This is a genomic window from Paraburkholderia humisilvae, from assembly GCF_902859855.1.
Taxonomy (GTDB): domain Bacteria; phylum Pseudomonadota; class Gammaproteobacteria; order Burkholderiales; family Burkholderiaceae; genus Paraburkholderia; species Paraburkholderia humisilvae.
Window position 1 is genome coordinate 1 of sequence record NZ_CADIKH010000014.1, and the last position, 19,278, is coordinate 19,278.

At 64.6% G+C, this 19,278-nt stretch carries 10 protein-coding genes, 1 other RNA gene and 1 pseudogene; 8 read left to right on the plus strand and 4 right to left on the minus strand.

Features of this window, described 5'->3' with window-relative positions:
* Together dnaX and ffs are read right to left on the minus strand one after the other, a co-directional pair.
* A partial coding sequence (dnaX, locus tag HV796_RS16060) for a DNA polymerase III subunit gamma/tau (protein WP_175227501.1) occupies positions 1–1,149 on the minus strand: 1,149 nt, incomplete at its 3' end.
* 413 nt (positions 1,150–1,562) lie between these two features.
* An RNA gene (gene ffs, locus HV796_RS16065) (signal recognition particle sRNA small type) lies at positions 1,563–1,661 on the minus strand.
* Positions 1,662–2,127: 466 nt separating this feature from the next.
* Between ffs and trxA the strand changes: the two genes are divergently transcribed.
* The 6 genes from trxA to HV796_RS16095 all read left to right on the plus strand — a co-directional run bounded on the left by trxA (position 2,128) and on the right by HV796_RS16095 (position 9,480).
* Positions 2,128–2,454: a thioredoxin TrxA gene (gene trxA / locus HV796_RS16070; protein WP_006048864.1), complete on the plus strand. Its 327-nt coding sequence runs from the start codon at positions 2,128–2,130 to the stop codon at positions 2,452–2,454.
* A 353-nt stretch (positions 2,455–2,807) separates the two neighbouring features.
* Positions 2,808–4,070 carry a transcription termination factor Rho gene (gene rho, locus HV796_RS16075; protein WP_175114899.1) on the plus strand — a complete coding sequence of 421 codons (1,263 nt, stop codon included), beginning with the start codon at positions 2,808–2,810 and terminating at the stop codon, positions 4,068–4,070.
* Positions 4,071–4,301: 231 nt separating this feature from the next.
* On the plus strand, positions 4,302–5,141 hold the full coding sequence (locus HV796_RS16080) for a M90 family metallopeptidase (RefSeq protein ID WP_175227502.1): 840 nt from the start codon (positions 4,302–4,304) through the stop codon (positions 5,139–5,141).
* Positions 5,142–5,365: 224 nt separating this feature from the next.
* Positions 5,366–5,629, plus strand: coding sequence for a type B 50S ribosomal protein L31 (locus HV796_RS16085; protein ID WP_175227503.1), 264 nt, complete (start codon positions 5,366–5,368; stop codon positions 5,627–5,629).
* A gap of 601 nt (positions 5,630–6,230) precedes the next feature.
* Positions 6,231–7,991: an ArnT family glycosyltransferase gene (locus HV796_RS16090; RefSeq protein ID WP_175227504.1), complete on the plus strand. Its 1,761-nt coding sequence runs from the start codon at positions 6,231–6,233 to the stop codon at positions 7,989–7,991.
* A 73-nt stretch (positions 7,992–8,064) separates the two neighbouring features.
* Complete coding sequence (locus HV796_RS16095) at positions 8,065–9,480, plus strand: MATE family efflux transporter (RefSeq protein WP_175227505.1); 1,416 nt, start codon at positions 8,065–8,067, stop codon at positions 9,478–9,480.
* A gap of 92 nt (positions 9,481–9,572) precedes the next feature.
* On the opposite strand, the gene HV796_RS16100 is transcribed toward HV796_RS16095, so the two are convergent.
* Together HV796_RS16100 and HV796_RS16105 are read right to left on the minus strand one after the other, a co-directional pair.
* The gene (locus HV796_RS16100; protein ID WP_175227506.1) at positions 9,573–9,995 is read right to left on the minus strand and encodes a carboxymuconolactone decarboxylase family protein; all 423 of its coding nucleotides are present in this window, start codon (positions 9,993–9,995) and stop codon (positions 9,573–9,575) included.
* Between the two features lie 43 nt (positions 9,996–10,038).
* Entirely contained in the window at positions 10,039–10,428 is a 390-nt protein-coding gene (locus HV796_RS16105) for a MerR family transcriptional regulator (protein ID WP_175227507.1), read from the minus strand.
* 189 nt (positions 10,429–10,617) lie between these two features.
* On the opposite strand from HV796_RS16105, the pseudogene HV796_RS16110 reads away from it, so the two are divergent.
* Positions 10,618–16,794, plus strand: a pseudogene (locus HV796_RS16110) (alpha-2-macroglobulin family protein).
* A 62-nt stretch (positions 16,795–16,856) separates the two neighbouring features.
* Positions 16,857–19,217, plus strand: a complete 2,361-nt coding sequence (gene pbpC / locus HV796_RS16115; protein WP_175227685.1) for a penicillin-binding protein 1C — start codon at positions 16,857–16,859, stop codon at positions 19,215–19,217.
* The last annotated feature ends 61 nt before the right edge of the window (positions 19,218–19,278 follow it).

The following is a 19,278-nucleotide window of genomic DNA, read 5'->3' on the forward strand; positions in this document are numbered from 1 at the left end:
AGCCGCGCCGCCCTGCGCAGCCGGCCGCGCCGCGGGCACCGGCCCGCCGCCGGCCGCGCCGTTCAAGGCCGGCTCGAACGCGAGCATGCGCAATAGCGTCATCGTGAAGCCCGCGTATTCGTCAGGTGCAAGGCCCAACTCGCTTCGGCCAATCGTCGCGATCTGGTAGAACAGCTGCACCTGCTCGGGGCTCAATGCATCGGCAAAGCGTCGCAGATCGCCCGCCTCGGGCCATTCGGCGAGCACTGACGAGGGCGCAAACTGCGCCCATGCAATCCGGTGCAGCAAGCTCGCAAGATCTTGCAGCGCGGTGGAAAACGACAGGCTGCGCAACGCCATCTCGTCGGCAACGGCCAGCACCGTGGCGCCGTCATTTGCCGCCAGTGCGTCGAGCAGCCGGATCAGATAGCTCTGATCGAGCGCACCCAGCATGCCGCGCACCGCCTCTTCGGTCACCTGGTTGGCCGAGTAGGCAATCGCCTGATCCGTCAATGACAACGCATCGCGCATCGAACCGTCCGCCGCGCGCGCAAGCAGACGCAGCGCCTGCGCCTCGAACGGGATCTGCTCCTCGCCGAGAATCCGCTCGAGATGCGACACGATATGCCCGGCAGGCATCTGCTTCAGATTGAACTGCAGACAGCGCGACAGCACCGTGACCGGAATCTTCTGCGGATCGGTGGTCGCCAGAATGAATTTGACATGCGGCGGCGGCTCTTCGAGCGTTTTGAGCATTGCGTTGAACGCGTGGTTCGTCAGCATGTGCACTTCGTCGATCATATAGACCTTGAAGCGCGCATCGACCGGCGCATACACCGCGCGCTCGAGCAGCGCGGCCATTTCGTCGACCCCGCGATTGCTCGCCGCATCCATTTCGACATAGTCGACGAAGCGCCCTTCGTCGATCTCCCGGCACGCGCGGCACACGCCGCACGGCGTGGCGGTGACGCCCGTCTCACAGTTGAGCGCCTTCGCGAAGATGCGCGACAGCGTGGTCTTGCCGACGCCGCGTGTTCCGGTGAACAGATAGGCGTGATGCAGGCGGCCGCCGTCGAGCGCATGCGTGAGCGCGCGCACGACGTGCTCCTGTCCGACGAGCGACGCGAAATCTTTCGGCCGCCACTTGCGTGCGAGAACTTGATAGGTCATCGGGAAATTGTATCAGCAACGCATAGGCGCACAGGCCGTTCAGCCGGACGCCACAAAGGGGCTGCGAAAAACAGTTGCCGGGGTGACAAACGCGGATCCTGTCATCCGATAGATATCGGAACCACGCGGCAACCGCCAGCGCTCTATTGTATTTGGCTAATTGGCCGATAGAGAAAGACTTCACGTGCGCGCCGCGAAACCACGCGCATCGATGACCCGCGGGCCCAACGCTCAATGAATCGCAGGTCAACCCGACAAAACGCAGACAGCGCACCGACGAACTCCAATGCAATATCTGCGCGACGCGAGGTCCGTCAATTGAAATACGCAGGGAAGATGACGCAGCAACGACGTGACGCAGAAAGACGCGCCAGGGAAAACACGCGAGGGAAACACAACGAAGGAAAGAGGAAGGTGACGAGCCCGACCCTCGGCACTGGTGGAAAACGGCTGTGGCTGCTTCGTTCCCGACCTGACCAGGTTGACCGCCCCTCCATGCGAGGAGGCCCGTCACGAAGCATTCTATCATTGCCGACCGCGCCGCGCGACTGGAAAATCGGGCGGCACGGCTTGCGCGCGTTGCGCAGTGTGCCCGGCCGCGCGCCGCCAGGCCCGTCGAAAGCGCGGCTGCGATGCCTTGCGCACGTCCTCGAGCGCCTCTTGTGTTCGGCCGCCGCCACCTCCAGATAGGTGCCGGAAAGGACCGGTGCACCATGGCGGCAACACACCGATCCTGCTGCCCAAATGGGTACTATCACCACGGGCAGCACATAGCGAATTAGGCTAAACTGCGTGCAAGTGACCCGTAAAGTCAAGCGCCGAGTGCCTTCGCAGGTTCTTTGCAGCGAGTCCCCACAGACCTCGAAAGTCATTCGGTTGAGCGTTTCTTTGCGGTAAAGCGAACGGAGATTTTCTTCAGTTTTGATGTATCGTGGCGAGCATTCAGGCAGGCCTCGAACCGAATGAGGTATTCAGACAATGAGCGAACAAATCAAGCACATCAGCGACGCATCGTTCGAACAGGACGTCGTGAAATCCGATAAACCCGTATTGCTCGATTTCTGGGCAGAATGGTGCGGCCCTTGCAAGATGATTGCACCGATCCTCGACGAAGTCGCGAAAGACTACGCAGACCGTCTGCAGATCGCGAAGATCAACGTTGACGAGCATCAGTCGACGCCGGTGAAGTTCGGCGTGCGCGGCATCCCGACGTTGATCCTCTTCAAGAACGGCGCGGTCGCCGCGCAGAAGGTCGGCGCACTGTCGAAGTCGCAACTCACCGCGTTCCTCGACGGCAATCTTTAATTGCCGAACCGTGATTGCGATGCGTAATCAATTAACCGGCGCATACCGTTAGTTCATCGCCGGTTAATCTTTGCCCGCCCGGCGCGCTGCGCGGCAAGCGGTCGCACCGGGCAAAGTCCAGCGCCGCCGGCATCACGCAAAGGTTGTCCCCGCGCCGATTGCCTGTCCCGGTCTGTTGTCGGTTGACAACACGGACAAAGCAAAGCTGCCGGTCCGCCACGCAGGCCGGATCAGGCGTGTGCTATGCTAGAATCCACAAAACGTCGAAAAGACGAATAAGTCCCTGAGCGGTCCCGCTCAACCCTCCTCCCAGATTCATTTCAGGTCGCACCTTCTCCCTGCGGGTTCTCCGTATGCATTTATCCGAGCTTAAGACTCTGCACGTCTCACAGTTGATCGAAATGGCCAATGGCCTCGAGATCGAAAGTGCGAACCGCCTGCGCAAGCAGGAGTTAATGTTTGCCATTCTCAAAAAGCGCGCGAAGACGGGCGAAACGATCTTCGGTGACGGCACGCTCGAAGTGCTGCCGGACGGCTTCGGTTTCCTGCGCTCGCCCGAAACCTCGTATCTCGCGAGCACGGACGATATTTACATCAGTCCGTCGCAAATCCGCCGTTTCAATCTGCATACGGGCGACACGATCGAAGGCGAAGTGCGCACGCCGAAAGACGGCGAACGCTATTTCGCGCTGGTGAAAGTCGACAAGGTCAATGGCCAGCCGCCGGAGGCGTCGAAACACAAGATCATGTTCGAGAATCTGACGCCGCTGCACCCGAACAAGGTGCTGCTGCTCGAACGTGAAATGCGCGGTGAGGAAAACGTCACCGGCCGCATCATCGACATGATCGCGCCGATCGGCAAAGGCCAGCGCGGGCTGCTGGTCGCATCGCCCAAGTCCGGCAAGACCGTGATGCTTCAGCACATCGCGCATGCGATCAAGCAGAACCATCCGGACGTCGTGCTGTTCGTGCTGCTGATCGACGAACGTCCGGAAGAAGTGACGGAAATGCAGCGCTCGGTCGCGGGCGAAGTGATCGCATCGACGTTCGACGAACCGGCCGCGCGTCACGTACAGGTCGCCGAGATGGTGATCGAAAAGGCCAAGCGCCTCGTCGAAATGAAGAACGACGTCGTGATTCTGCTCGACTCGATCACGCGTCTTGCGCGCGCATACAACACTGTTGTGCCGGCATCGGGCAAGGTGCTCACCGGCGGTGTCGATGCGAACGCGCTGCAACGGCCGAAGCGCTTCTTCGGCGCGGCGCGCAATATCGAGGAAGGCGGGTCGCTGACTATCATCGGCACCGCGCTGATCGAAACCGGCAGCCGTATGGACGACGTGATCTACGAAGAGTTCAAGGGCACCGGCAATATGGAAGTGCACCTCGAGCGCCGTCTTGCGGAGAAGCGCGTCTATCCGTCGATCAACCTGAACAAGTCCGGCACGCGCCGCGAAGAACTGCTGATCAAGCCCGAGATCCTGCAAAAGATCTGGGTGCTACGCAAGTTCATTCACGACATGGACGAAGTCGATGCAATGGAATTCCTGCTCGACAAGATCCGCCAGACAAAGAACAACTCCGAGTTCTTCGATATGATGCGCCGCGGCGGCTAAGGCCCTGTCGCGCGGCATCACCGTGTTTCACCAGCTGGCCGTGACGCCCGCCTTCGCGGGCGCTTTTCGTTGAACGGCGCACTTCGACGGCCGCGCGTTTAACACTTCGCAGGCCGTCGGCCACGCGTTTAAAATTGTCGACGTTCGGATACCCGACAGCCAGACAATCCGTCGCCGCGCGCGAGGCACCGCTATTCGCCAGCGTCACGCGCGGCCCAACCAGCGCTAGCGATGCTCTCGAAACTCACTCACTGGATCGGCGCACGCCGTCGCGAGCGCGCGCTGCGCACCCATGCGATTTCCGACGCGCTGTGGCAAAGAACACTCGCCGGGCTGCCGTTCCTTGCGTGGCTCGACGCGCCGGATCAGGCGCGCCTGCGCGATATGACATGCCTCTTTCTCGCGCAGAAGGAGTTCTCAACCGCGCATGAGCTTGAGCTCACCGACGAGATCAGCGTCGCCATCGCCGCTCAGGCTTGCTTGCCGGTGCTCAATCTCGGCCTCGAACTGTATCGCGGCTGGGTCGGCATCATCGTTTATCCGGGCGAGTTCGTGATTCGCAAGACGGTCGAAGATGAAGACGGCATCGTTCATGAAGTCGAACACGATGCGAGCGGTGAAGCGTGGGAAGGCGGGCCGGTCGTGCTGTCGTGGGAAGACGCGCAAATGACCGATGGCAGCGACGCATACAACGTTGTGATCCATGAGTTCGCGCATAAGATCGATATGGTGACGGGCGCCGCGGACGGTCACCCGCCGCTGTTCCGACGGCTGCACGCGCCGCTTGACAGCAACGCGTGGGCGGACGTGTTCGACCACGCGTACGACCAGTTCTGCGCGAAGGTTGACGCGGTATCGGATCGCCGTTGGGCGCGTTTCGAGCGCGAGTCGCTGATCGACCCTTACGCGGCGGACCATCCATCGGAGTTTTTCGCGGTTTGCAGCGAGGCGCTGTTCGTGAAGCCGCGCGAGTTCGACGCGGAGTACCCGGAGTTGTACCGGCTGCTTGCGCGCTACTATCGGCAGGATCCTGCCCGGACCGGCGCGTTGCAGGCCGATACGCCGGGTTGAGGAGCCGGGGCTGACGAGCCGCAGGCTTGATCAGCCGCGAGGTGATTAGCCTCACGGCATACCAGCATGGGAGCCACGGCCGGCCGACCCGCACGCGGATCGCGAAAAAACCGACGAGATTCTCGCCAAGCGACTGATTTTCTGGCATAATCTCGCGTTTTCGACCTTAGGCAAGTGGCTCGCGAACCCCGCTGGCTGGCTACCGCCCGATCAAAGGAAAAACCATGAAAGAAAACACCCACCCGAATTACCGCGAAGTCGTGTTCCAGGATATGTCGATCGACTTCAAGTTCATCACGCGCTCGACCATCCAGACGCGTGAAACCATCGAATTCAACGGCAAGACCTACCCGCTCGCGAAAATCGAAGTGTCGTCGGAATCGCATCCGTTCTACACGGGTCAGCAAAAGATCATGGACACGGCTGGCCGCGTCGAGAAGTTCAACAAGAAGTTCGGCGCCCGCGCAACCGGCAAGGCCACGAAATAAAGCGTCACGACATTTCCGCGCGCCGGGGCCGGCTGATCATGCTCGACCCGCGCAGCAATCCCCGAGAAAGGGCAGCATCCGCTGCCCTTTTTTGTCGCTGTCTTTTCTGTCGCAGCTTTTTTTATCACCGCAGTACAGGCCGCCACGCGGCCAGCCTCCGTCGCGCCCGACCAGCGCCGACTTTTCATGAAAGCGTGCGAAGCCTGACAAGTGTCACGCTGTTGCAGCCGGTATTTGCACACCGACACGTCGCACGCACGAATCGCAAGCACGATTCGCACGCCGTTCGTACAGCCATGTGCGGCGCGGGCGGCGTCAACGTTTTGCAAGATCCGCGGCGGCTGCACGGTCAACCACGCGTCGTTGTCAACACCCAGTTGTCAGCACACCATGCCCCTTGTTACATGCTCATGACGCGCAGCGCCGCGCACGTCTACAATGCCGGATGCTCAGCATCGGCCGGGTTTCCGAGCTGCGTGCGCGGGTCACGTCGTTGTCCGACCCGCGGGTCACCCCGTCGGCCAACCCGCTGGCCAGCCTGTTAGCCGCCGCGTGCCCATCGCACCACGGAAAAACGCTTCATCACGATCAATAACATCGCATGCGACCCGTTGTCCGACTCACTGCCTCCGCAACCAGCGCGCTGCCGCGTTCGTTGCTGCTTGCCATCTGCGTGATCTATGCATCGTTCGGGCTATTCGGCCGCGATCCATGGAAAAACGAGGATGCCGCCGGCTTCGGCGTGATGTGGACCATGGCGAACGGTAGTCTGCATGACTGGCTACTGCCGAACCTCGTCGGCAAATACATCACGTCGGACGCGCCGCTCGGCTATTGGCTCGGCGCCGCCACGATCCGGGCGCTCGCGCCATGGGTCGACGCGAGCAACGCGTCGCGCGTGTTCACCGGCCTGCTGTTTTGCGCGGCCTGCGCGTTCGTCTGGTACGGCGCCTATCTGCTCGGTCGGCGCCCTGAGGTACAGCCGTTCAAGTACGCGTTCGGCGGCGAACCGGAACCGCGCGACTACGGCCGCACGCTGGCCGACGGCGCGCTGCTGATCCTGCTCGCGTGCTTCGGCCTCGCGGAGCGCGGCCACGAAACCACCCCCGCGCTTGCGCAGTTCTTCTGTATCGCGATGCTCGTTTATGGGCTCGTGCGGCTGCTCGACAAGCCGATCCAGGGCACGCTGATCTGGGGCTGCGGCCTGGGCCTCGTGATGCTGACAGCGAGCCCGGTGCTGGTCGGCGCGCTGCTGATCGGCACGCTGACGATGATGCTGATCGTGCGCGAAGCACGCACTCGCTGGCTGCTACTGACGGGTCTTCCGGTCGCGCTCGTGCTGTCCGCGTCGTGGCCGATCGCGGCACTCGTGTTCTTCCCGGCGGACGCGGTGTGGTTCCTGAATCAGTGGATGCGCGGCAGTTTGAATTCGTTCACCGGCCCGTTCGGCCCCGTGCTGCTGTATGCATTGAAGAACCTGCCGCTTTTCACATGGCCCGCGTGGCCGCTCGCGATCTGGGCATGGATCAGCTGGTCGGGGCTGCGCCGCGCACCGCACATTGCGATTCCGCTGGCGGTGATCGGGCCGCTGTTCGCGCTCGTCATCCTGCAAAGCTCGGAAACGAACCGGCTGTATATGCTCCCGCTGCCCGCGCTGTCGGTGCTCGCCGCGTTCGCGCTCCCCACGTTGAAACGCGGCGCGATCAACGCGTTCGACTGGTTCGCGGTGTTGAGCTTCACTGTGCTCGGTTCATTCGTGTGGCTGGTATGGCTCGCGTCGATGACCGGCTTCCCGTTCTTCCTCGCCCGTAACCTGTCGCGGCTGGTCCCCGGCTATGCGCCGCAATTCAGAATCGTGTCGCTGATATGCGCGATTGCGGTCACGCTCTGCTGGATGGTGCTGGTGCAATGGCGCGTCGCGCGGCATCCGAAGGTGCTGTGGCGCAGCGTCGTGCTGTCGAGCGCGGGCACGACGCTGATGTGGGTGCTGCTCATGACGTTATGGCTGCCGATCGTCAACTACAGCCGGACCTATAAGGACGTCGCGCAACAGATCGCCGCGCACTTGCCCGACGACTACTCGTGCATTTCGCCGGTCCGTCTGGGCAATGCGCAGATCGCGACCTTCGCGTATTTCGGCGGCATGCACTTTTCGTTCACCGACGACGACTGCGACGTGATCCTGCGTCAGGACACGCAGGACTTCGGCGCACCGAGCCCGATGCCGGACTTCGTCTGGAAGCTGGTCTGGGAAGGCCGGCGCGCGGCCGACCGCGACGAGCGCTTCCGCCTGTACGTGCGCATCGACCGCCCGAAGCCCCCCGTCAAGCGACGCAACGTGCGGCCTAAAGCTATACAGTGAGCGGCGCATCGATCGGCACACGAGCCCGCGCAGGCTCCGTGACCCACCGCACGCCACGCGCAAATCATTCGTCATGACGCCAACCGATCAATCGACGCACGCCGCTTCCCTCTTCGCCGACGCGCGCAAGATCGCGGTGCTTGCCTGGCCGGTGCTGATCGGCCAGCTCGCGATCATCGCGTTCGGCGTCATCGATACCGCGATGGTCGGCCGCTATTCGGCGACCGATCTCGCGGCGCTCGGACTCGGCGCGTCGATCTACGTATCGGTCTACATCGCGCTCACGGGCATTCTCACCGCATTGCAACCGATCGTCGGGCTGTCGTACGGCGCGGGCCGTCATGGCGAAATCGGCGAGGATGTGCGGCAGGCATTGTGGCTTGCGGGGGCACTGACCGTTATCGGCTTTCTGATTCTGTACTTCCCCGGGCCGCTGCTGCGACTCGCGCATGCGCCCGACGCGCTGCGCGAGCGCACCGTCGCCTATCTGCAGATTCTCGCGTTCGGTCTACCCGCAAGCCTCGTGTTTCGCGTGTATTCCGCGCTCGCCACCGCGGTCGGCCAGCCAAGACTCGTGATGTTTCTGCAGGTTGGCGCGCTCGCGTTGAAGATTCCGCTGAACCTGTGGCTCATTTTCGGCGGCCTCGGTGTGCCGGCCGCCGGCGGACCGGGCTGCGCGCTCGCGAGCACCGTGCTCAACTGGCTGCTCGGGGGCACCGCGCTGCTGCTGCTCATGAAACTCGAGGTGTTCCGGCCGTTCGCGATTTTCGCGCGCCTGTGCTGGCCGGTCTGGCAACGCCAGTTCGCACTGTTGAAGCTCGGCATTCCGATGGGGGTGTCGTACCTGATCGAAGTGACGTCTTACACGTTCATGGCGCTCTTTATCGCCCGCTTCGGCACGACCACACTCGCCGGTCATCAGATCGCGGCAAACCTCGGCGCGGTGCTGTATATGACGCCGCTGTCGATCGGCATTGCGACCTCGACACTCGTCGCCCGTGCGCTGGGCGCACAGCACATCGCGGCCGCGAGCACGCTCGCGCGGCACGGCATTCTGATGGCATGCGCGATTGCGTGCTGCTTCTGCGCGACCGTGCTCGCGCTGCGGCCGTTGATCATCGCCGGCTATACGACCAACGCGCATGTCGCGGCCGCGGCAATGCCGCTCGTGCTGATCGTGGCGTTCTATCACATCTGCGACGCGCTGCAGATCACGTCGGCATTCGTATTGCGCGCGTATCGGATCGTGCTGGTGCCGACCGCGATCTACGCCTTTGCGCTGTGGGGCGTCGGACTCGGCGGCGGGTATCTGCTCGGCTTTAACGTCGGCGGGGTCGTGCCGGCGTGGTTGACCGGTGCGCGCGGCTTCTGGGTAGCCAATACCGCAAGCCTCGCTGTCGCGGGCCTCGGATTGCTGTTTTACTGGCGCAGCGTGGGTGGCCGCTACGCCAGCAGCGCCGACGCGCCGCGCGACGAATTGCGCACGTAACCGCTCTCGCGTCCCCCGCCCGTCGCATGCTCACGTCGGTCAGGGGAGCGCTACGCGGATTGACCTTGACGGTGCCCGCGTCGTATCGCGCGTCACACCGCGTCGGCTTTTGCATGCGAAATACGGTCGAGTCGGTCGAATACCTCGCGTGCCGCGAATAACGCATTCAACGCCGCCGGAAAGCCCGCATAGACCGCCATCTGCATAAACACTTCGACGATTTCATCACGCGTGCAACCGACGTTCAGCGCCGCCTCGATATGCACCTTCAGTTGCGGCTGCGCGTTGCCGAGCGCAGCGAGTGCGGCGATGGTCGCGATCTCTCGCGCGCGCAAGTCGAGTTTCGGACGGCTATAGATGTCGCCAAACGGAAACTCGATCAGTAAGCGTGCGAAATCCGGCGCGATCGGCGCCAATGCCGAGAGCACCTGCTCCCCGGCCGAACCGTCGATTTCCTTCAGCTTGTTCCAACCTCGTGTGTAGCGCTCATTGCCTTCGTGCTGGTGCTGTTCCATCGTGAAGCCTCGCTCCGTTCGGTGTTTGTCGACATGTCATGTCTCACTGCACGGGATCACGCCGAGCGCTGCGCTCGACCGCTTCGTAGTGGTCGATCTTGTCGCTGATCGCCGCGAGGTTGGTCTGCAACTGCGCGATGCGAGCCAGTACCGCATCGCGATGCGCGACCAGCATTTCGCGACGTGCGCTGACCGTCGCATCACCGTGCGCACGCAAGGCCGCGAACGCCTGCATCCCGGAAATCGGCATGCCGGTGGCCTTCAGGCGCATCACGAACTGCAGCCAGTCGAGGTCGGCCGGCGCATAGAGACGATGTCCGGCTCCGCTGCGGCCGACCGCCCGCAGCAGGCCGGCCTGCTCGTAGTACCGCAGTGTGTGCGTGGAGACGCCGCTCAGCGCGGCGACCTGACCGATCGTAAGTGCTTTGGACATGACGGAACTCAGGTTAGGGCTTCGAGTGCACTCTAAGTCAAGTGCGCAGGCTCGTGAATCGTTGCGTGCGTGGTTGCGTGCGTCGTAGGATACCGGCTACACCCTCTGAGGGTTGGGAAGCCGCATCGCACTCGGTTAGAATCGCCAGCGTTCTGTAAGCAATCAGGAGCACGACCGATGCGAACGCCGATGCAACCTGGCACCCGTCAACGGATAGCGCGATCGGCATGCATGGCGGCTGTCGTGCTCTGCAGCCTCGCGGCGCTCACCTGGCAAGCCCATGCGGCTCGCATCGCACAGGTGTCCCCGCAGGGCACAGTCGCGCAGGTGCGACAGGTCGTCGTCAAATTCGACGAAGCCATGCTTGCATTCGGCACCGCGAACGCCGCGGCTCCCGCGCGTGTGCACTGCGACGATGCGTCGGCCAGCGCTGGCACGGGCCGCTGGATCGATACGAAGACATGGGCGTGGGACTTCAATGCGGATCTGCCGCCGGGCATGCGATGCACGATCGATCTGAACGATGCATTGAAATCGGCGGCGGGTCAGGTGTTGAGCGGCCCGCGTCACTTTGCGTTCGAAACCGGCGGCCCGTTCGTGCAAAGCGTGATGCCGTACAGCGGCGAGATCGAGGAAGATCAGGCGTTTATCCTGCGTCTGAACGGGCCGGCGACCGATGCTTCGGTTCACGAACATATCTGGTGCGAATCGAGCGGTCTCGGCAATCGCATTCCAGTCAAAGCCGTCGACGCATCGGCGCGTACCGCCCTGCTGTCCCACTTTCGCCTGCAGAAGGTCGCGGCGCGCGTGCTCACGCTGCAATGCCAGCAAACGCTGCCGTCCGGCACGAAGATGCAGCTTGTCTACGGCGCTGGTGTCGCCAGTCCGAGCGGCCTCGCGAACGACGTCGAGCGGCGCTTCGACTACACGGTGCGCGAGCCGTTCGCCGCGAGTTTCTCGTGCGAACGCGAAAATGCGAAGGCGCCCTGCACGCCGCTGCGCCCGCTACGTGTGCAGTTCAACGCGCCGATCGCGCGCGCCGACGCCGCGAAGATCCGCCTGAAGGGGCCGAACGGCAGCGTCGCCCCCACCTTCCCGGCTGGCGATAAAAGCCCGGAAGTCGATGCGGTCGAGTTCGCCGCGCCGTTGCCCGAGCACGCCGAACTCACGATCGACGTGCCCGCGCACCTGAGAGACGCGAGCGGCCGCGCGTTGTCGAACGCCGATCTGTTTCCGCTGAAGACCACGACCGCACCGCTGCCGCCGCTCGCGAAGTTTTCATCGGGCACATTCGGCATCATCGAACGCTTTGCGGAACCGGATACGCCTGCGCTCGTGCCCGTCACGCTGCGTAATGTCGAAGCGGACCTGCACGTCGAGGGACTCAACGCGGGCACCGCGCGGTTCAGCCAGCTGCGCGTCGACGCGGACACGGACATTCGCCGCTGGATGCGCGTCGTCGAGCGCTTCGACCAATACGCGATGACCCGCGAGTCGATCGCGAAGCTAATGCCGGGTCTGCTCGATCACGGTCAGCATCCGGTGTTTGTGCCGCGCGCACCGCAGGACACCCCGGAAAGCGGTGACGCCGGCGAATCGAACCGCCTGATCGATGTGCGCTCGGTTTCGTTGCTCGCGGGGCAGCACGGCGTAGAGACGCTGACGCTGCCGAAGGCCGACCCGAAGACACTGCGGCCATTCGAAGTGGTCGGCGTGCCGATCAAAAAACCGGGCTTCTACGTGATCGAGCTGGCGTCGCCGGCACTCGGTGCGTCGCTGCTCGGCAAGCCGGCGCCCATGTATGTGCGCACGGCCGTGCTCGTGACCAACCTCGGCGTCCACTTCAAGCAGGGGCGCGAAAACAGCGTCGTCTGGGTGACGACGCTCGACAAGGGCCAGCCGGTACCGAATGCCGACATCCATGTGAGCGACTGCAACGGCAGCGAACTCGCGTCCGGCAAGACCGACGCACGCGGCCTGCTGACCCTCAACCAGCCGTTGCCAACGCCCGAGCGATGCAACGACGACCACTACGAGGGACTATTCGTCTCCGCGCGCATCGACGATCCGAACACCGGCGCCGACATGGCGTTCGTGCGTTCCGAATGGAACCGCGGCATCGAGTCGTGGCGCTTTAATGTGCCGACCGATATGAGCCGCGAAGAAACGGTGCGTGCGCATACGATTTTCGATCGCACGCTGCTGCGCGCGGGCGAAACGGTCTCGATGAAACATCTGCTGCGGGTCGAGACGTTGAACGGCCTTGCGATGCCGAAGCGCTATCCGACGCGCGTGACGATCCGGCACCTCGGCAGCGGACAAACCTAGCATCTGCCGCTGCACTGGGCCGCCGATCACACCGCCGACTCCACCTTCCCGATTCCCGCCGCGGCCAAGCTCGGCGAATACAACGTGTCGCTCGACGACGGCGACCCGAGCGCCGCCGACACCACGGACGCCACCGGCGCCACCGATCACGCCGACGACGAAAACAACGGCGACACCGCACCGCGCGCGAGCTACGAGTCGGGCAGCTTTCGCGTCGAAGCATTCCGTCTGCCGGTCTTCAAAGGGTCGATTGCCGTGCGCGATGAAAAGACGCATCCGCTGATCGCTGCGCAACAAGCGCCGCTTGCGTTGCAGATCGACTATGTATCGGGCGGCGCGGCGTCGGGCTTGCCGGTGCAGGTATCGGCCCTCGTGAAAAGCGCGTCACCCGCATTCGCCGGTACATACCCCGACTTCAGCTTCACGCCCTACCGCAAACCGGCCGACGACAACGCATCGTCATCCGGTAACGACGACGGCGAAGACAGCGGCGCGTCATCGTCATCGAGCGAAGACACCGCGAAGCTCGTCGCCGACAAGCAGCTGGTGACACTCGACCGCAACGGCTCCGGCACGCTCACGCTAAAGAACCTGCCGCCGCTCGATGCGCCGAAACGCCTTGTGCTCGAAGCGACCTTCGCCGACCCGAACGGCGAAGTGCAAACGATCAGCGGCGGCGCGATGCTGTGGCCGGCCGCAGTGGTGGCCGGCATCCGGTCCGGGCAATGGGTGTCGGTCGGCCATACGGTGCCGGTCAAGGCGCTCGCCGTCGATCTGCAAGGCAAGCCGCTCGCCGGCGTCGCGCTCGACGTGCACGGCATCGCGCGCATCATGACGAGTTCGCGCAAACGGATGGTCGGCGGCTTCTATGCGTACGACAACCATACGGAGACGCGCGACCTCGGCACGCTCTGCAGCGGCGCGAGCGATGCGCGCGGACTGCTGTCGTGCGATGCGAAGCTGCGCGACGCGGGCAATATCGATCTCGTCGTCACCGCGAAAGACCATGACGGCCGGCAGTCGACCGCCACAACGTCGGTCTGGGTCACGCGCGCCGACCCGCTATGGTTCGGCGGCGACAATACCGACCGCATCGACGTATTGCCTGAGAAGCCCAGCTATGAACCCGGCGAGATCGCGCGCTTCCAGGTGCGCATGCCGTTTCGTTTCGCGACCGCGCTCGTCGCGGTCGAACGCGAAGGCATCATCGATACGCGCATCGTGCAGCTCAACGGCACCGACCCGACCATCGAGCTGAAAGTCGAAGAGGCATGGGGGCCGAACGTCTATGTATCGGTCCTCGCATTGCGCGGGCGGATTCGCGACGTGCCGTGGTACTCGTTCTTCACATGGGGCTGGAAAGCGCCGCTCGAATGGGCCCGCGCGTTCTGGTACGAAGGGCGCCAATACGAAGCCCCGACGCCGCTCGTCGATCTGTCGAAGCCCGCGTTCCGCTACGGACTCGCGCAAATCAAGGTCGGCACCGCCGCACACCGGCTTGCAGTTAGCGTGACCCCCGACGCGCAGACCTACACCGTGCGCGGCAACGCACACGTGAAGCTGCGCGTGCGAATGCCCGGCGGCCAACCCGCGCCGGCCGGCACGCAGATCGCGGTGGCCGCGGTCGACGAGGCTTTGCTCGAACTGATGCCGAACCGCAGTTGGGACCTGCTCGACGCGATGCTGCAGCAACGCGCGTACGGCGTCGAAACGGCGACGGCGCAAATGGAGATTGTCGGTCGCCGGCACTTCGGCCGCAAAGCGGTGCCCGCGGGTGGCGGCGGCGGACACGCGGCGACCCGCGAACTGTTCGATACGCTGCTGCTATGGAACCCGCGCGTGACGCTCGACGCGCAGGGCGCCGCATCGCTCGACGTGCCGCTCAACGATTCGCTGACGAGCTTCCGGATCGTCGCGATTGCCGCGGTCGGCACCGGTACGTTCGGTACAGGCAGTGCATCGATTCGCAGCACGCAGGATTTACAGCTGATTTCAGGGCTGCCGCCGCTCGTGCGCGAAGGCGACCTGTTCCGCGCGCAATTCACGGTGCGCAACACCACCGCGCGGGCGATGAAGGTGCTCGTGAAGGCGACTATCCCGGGCCTCCCGCTGCCCGCGCAAACCGTCGATCTTGCGCCCGACTCCGCGCGTGAAGTCGCGTGGACCGTCACGACGCCGGAGGGCCTCGCCGACGCGTCGCAGCCAGCGTTGACGTGGAACATCAGCGCGGCTGAGCAACCGGCGATGCGCTCGGCCGGCCCGCCTGCGAGCGACACGCTGAAGATCACGCAGCGCGTCGCCGCCGCCATCCCGATCACAGTTCAGCAGGCCACGCTTGCGCAAGTCGATGGCACGCTGTCGGTGCCGGTTGCCGCGCCACCTGATGCGAGCGTCGCCAGCAACGGCGCACTACGCGGAGGTATCGCGATAGCGCTGCAACCGACGCTGGCGGACGGCCTGCCGGGCGTGCGCCGCTGGCTCGAACGCTATCCGTACACGTGCCTCGAACAGCTGAGCTCCCGCGCGATCGGGCTGCGCGATGCGCAGCAATGGCAGGCCGTGATCGCGAAGATGCCGGTGTATCTGGATCGCGACGGACTTGCGAACTACTTCCCGCCGGGCGACGACAGCCGCAATACCGGCAGCACAGTACTCAGCGCGTATCTGCTGTCCGCCAGTGACGCAGCATCGAAGCTCGATGCGCGCTTTGCGTTGCCCGACGATCTGCGCGGCAAGCTCACATCGGGCTTGACCGCTTTCGTCGAAGGCCGTATTGAACGCAATGCATGGGCGCCGCGCAAGGATCTCGATCTGCGCAAGCTCGCCGCGCTTGAAGCGCTGTCACGCTATGGCGCCGTCCAGCCGCGCATGCTCGATTCGATCGAAATCGCGCCGAACCAATGGCCGACGTCGGCGGTGCTCGACTACTACGCGGTGCTGTCGCGCGTCAAAGGCGTCGCGCAGCGCGACGCCAAGCTCGCGCAACTCGAGCAGATCCTGCGCGCGCGGCTCAGCTTTCAGGGCACGCGTCTGACCTTCTCCACCGAGTCCGGCGATGACCTGTGGTGGCTAATGACCGGTCCCGAAACCAACGCGGCGCGGCTCGCGCTGATCTTCGTCGACGCGCCCGGCTGGAAGGACGAGATGCCACGCATCGTCGGCGGTCTGCTGGCATTGCAGCGCAACGGCGCATGGCAGACGACGACAGCGAACGTATGGGGCTCGCTCGCAGTCGAGCGGTTCTCGCGCACGTTCGAAAGCGAGCCGGTCACCGGCCGCACCACGCTGCGGCTCGGCGCGATCGACAGGACGATCGCGTGGAATGTCCCACCTGCCGATGCTTCGGCAGCGGCCCGCGCTTCCGTTGCATCGGCAACGAACGCCGCAGCGGCGAAAACCGCCACTCATACCCACAGCGCGCTGCTGCCGTGGCCGCCTGCGACGCACGGCAGCGCGCCGCTGCCGTTGACGCTCACGCACGAAGGCACCGGCAAACCCTGGGCGACGCTCGAAAGCCTCGCCGCCGTCCCGCTGAAAGCGCCGTTCGCCGCCGGTTACCGGATCACGAAGACCGTCACGCCGCTCGATCCTGCCGTCAACGGCGTCTACACGCGCGGCGACGTCGTGCGTGTCCATCTGGACATTGATGCGCAAAGCGACATGACGTGGGTGGTCGTCAACGATCCGGTGCCGGCCGGGGCGACGATTCTCGGCTCCGGCCTTGGCCGCGATTCGCAAGTCGCCGTGCAAGGTGAAAACCGCGACGACAACACGCCACGCAACGCGTGGCCGACGTTCGTCGAACGCGGCTGCGACGGCTATCGCGCGTACTACGAGTACGTGCCGAAAGGCCGCTTCTCGATCGAGTACACGGTTCGGCTCAACAACCCGGGCACCTTCGGCCTGCCGCCGACGCGCGTCGAAGCGCTGTATGCGCCGTCAACTTACGGCGCGTTGCCGAATGCGCCGGTGGTCGTGCGGCCAGCCGCGCTCGCGCCGACGCCGGCGGCCGCCGCTGCTTCGGCCGTCACGCAGTAGCCTCGCATGAGACCGTCATGAACCGCCCGCTCATCCCGCCGCAACCGAACGGACCCGCGCGCATGCGCGCGTTCGCGCGCGCGGCGGTTGTGTGCGCAACCTTGCTGACCGTGCCGCTCTGCGCGCACGCGCTGCCCACCTTCGACGACGTACGCACCCAGTGGCACAGCTCGGACTGGCTGCTGCTGTCACGCGATGGCGAGCCGCTGCAGCGCACGCGCATCGATCTGGCCGAGCGGCGCGGCGAATGGGTCGCGCTCGCCGACGTCTCGCCGGCACTGCGCGAAGCGATTGTCGTGTCCGAAGACAAGCGCTTTTACGCGCACAGCGGCGTCGACTGGCGCGGCGCTGCCGCGGCCGCATGGGGCAACCTGTGGAATACACGCACGCGCGGCGCATCGACGGTGACAATGCAATTGTCGGGCCTCCTCGATGAGGGCCGTCAACGCTCCGGACAACGGTCGATCACGCAAAAGGCAGGCCAGGCCTTCGACGCGCTGCGTCTCGAACGCAACTGGCGCAAGGATCAGATCCTCGAGGCTTATCTGAATCTCGTGCCGCTGCGCGGCGAGACCGTCGGGCTGTCGGCGTTATCGTTCACGCTGTTCGGCAAACTGCCGTCGGGACTCGACAATCGTGAGGCCGCGGTCGCCGCCGCGTTGGTGCGCGCGCCAAACGCACCCTATGCGAAAGTCGCTGCGCGTGCATGCCGGATCCTGCGTGATATGCATGACGCCGCGCAGTGCGCGAATCTGGACAGCTTCGTACAACTGGCGTTCGCACGCCCGACGCCCGCGTTGCTGAGTCCGGCGCCCGATAACGAATCGCTCGCGCCGCACTTCGCACGGCGTGTCGCCAATGACGCACATCCGGCCGCGGGCGCGCGCATCCGCTCGACACTCGACGCGCAACTGCAACGCTTCGCGCGCGAAACGCTCACGCGCACGCTTATCGAACTGAATGCGCGCGCACAGCCACGCAATGTGCATGACGGCGCGGTCATCGTGCTCGACAATGCGAGTGGCGACGTGCTCGCCTGGGTCGGCTCGTCGGGCAATCTGTCGGCTGCGCCCGACGTCGACGCGGTACTCGCGCGCCGCCAGGCCGGTTCGACGCTCAAGCCGTTTCTGTACGCACAGGCAATCGACGAACGGCGCGTGACCAGCGCCACGCTGCTTGACGATGCGCCGCTCGATCTGCCGGCCGGCGGCGGCCTCTATATTCCGCAAAACTACGACAAGGGCTTCAAGGGCTGGGTCAGCGTGCGTACTGCGCTCGGTTCGTCACTGAACGTGCCCGCGGTGCGCACGCTGGTGATGGTCACGCCGCATCGCTTCGCGGACACGCTTGTCGCGCTCGGACTGCCGCTCGAACAGAGCGGTGACTACTACGGTTACAGTCTTGCGCTCGGCAGCGCCGACGTCACGCTGCTATCGCTGAGCAACGCGTATCGCGCGCTGGCGAACGGCGGCATCGCGTCGCCAACCTGCGACCTCGCGATGCAGCGACCCGCCGCCGTGCGCTGTGGCCGCGCCTCGCCGGATGCTCATCGTGTGATCAGTGCCGACGCGAGCTTTATCGTCACCTCGGTGCTGTCCGACAACAATGCGCGCACGCGCACGTTCGGGTTCGACAGCCCGCTTGCGACGCGTTTCTTCTCCGCCGTCAAGACCGGCACCAGCAAGGATATGCGCGACAACTGGACGATCGGCTTCACGTCGCGCTATACGGTCGGCGTCTGGGTCGGCAACGCGGACGGCACGCCGATGTGGGACGTGTCGGGCGTAACCGGTGCGGCGCCGATATGGGCCGCGCTCGTCGGTTATCTGCATCGGCGTGTGGCCAGCACGCCGCCTACCGCGCCCGCCGGTGTGATCCGCACCCGTGTGACGTTCGAGCAGGCGCTCGAACCGACGCGCGACGAGTGGTTCCTGCGTGGCACGCAAATGCCCGTGGTTGCGCTGTCAGCGGGTGCGCGCGGCGACGCAGCCGCCACCGCGGTCACACGACACCCGACGCATGCGGTATCCGGCTCGCCTGCCCCGCCGCGCATCGGCGCGCCGGCCGACGGCACCCTGTTTGCGCTCGACCCCGACATCCCGCCCGCCAACCAGCGCATTGCATTCGAACGGGCAAGCGGCACGTCCGCGCAAAGCCTATGGCAGCTCGACGGCAAGCGACTGGGTCATGCACAGCGGGTCATGTGGCCGCCGTGGCCGGGTCGGCATGTGCTTGAACTCGTCGACGACAACGGCCGTGCCACCGATGCCGTGCGCTTCGAAGTGCGCGGCGCCACTGCGCGTGAGGTCGCGACGCGCTCCCCTTATGGACGATCCGGTCCGTCGGGCCCCGCCTCCGCCGACGCCTCGGCAGCGCCAGCCAACCCAGCGGCGCTGCCCGCACTCGACCCATTGCGCAGATGATTCGAAACGGCGGGTGTGCCTGACACGCAGTCGACCCGCTGCGCATCGCGCGATCGATCAC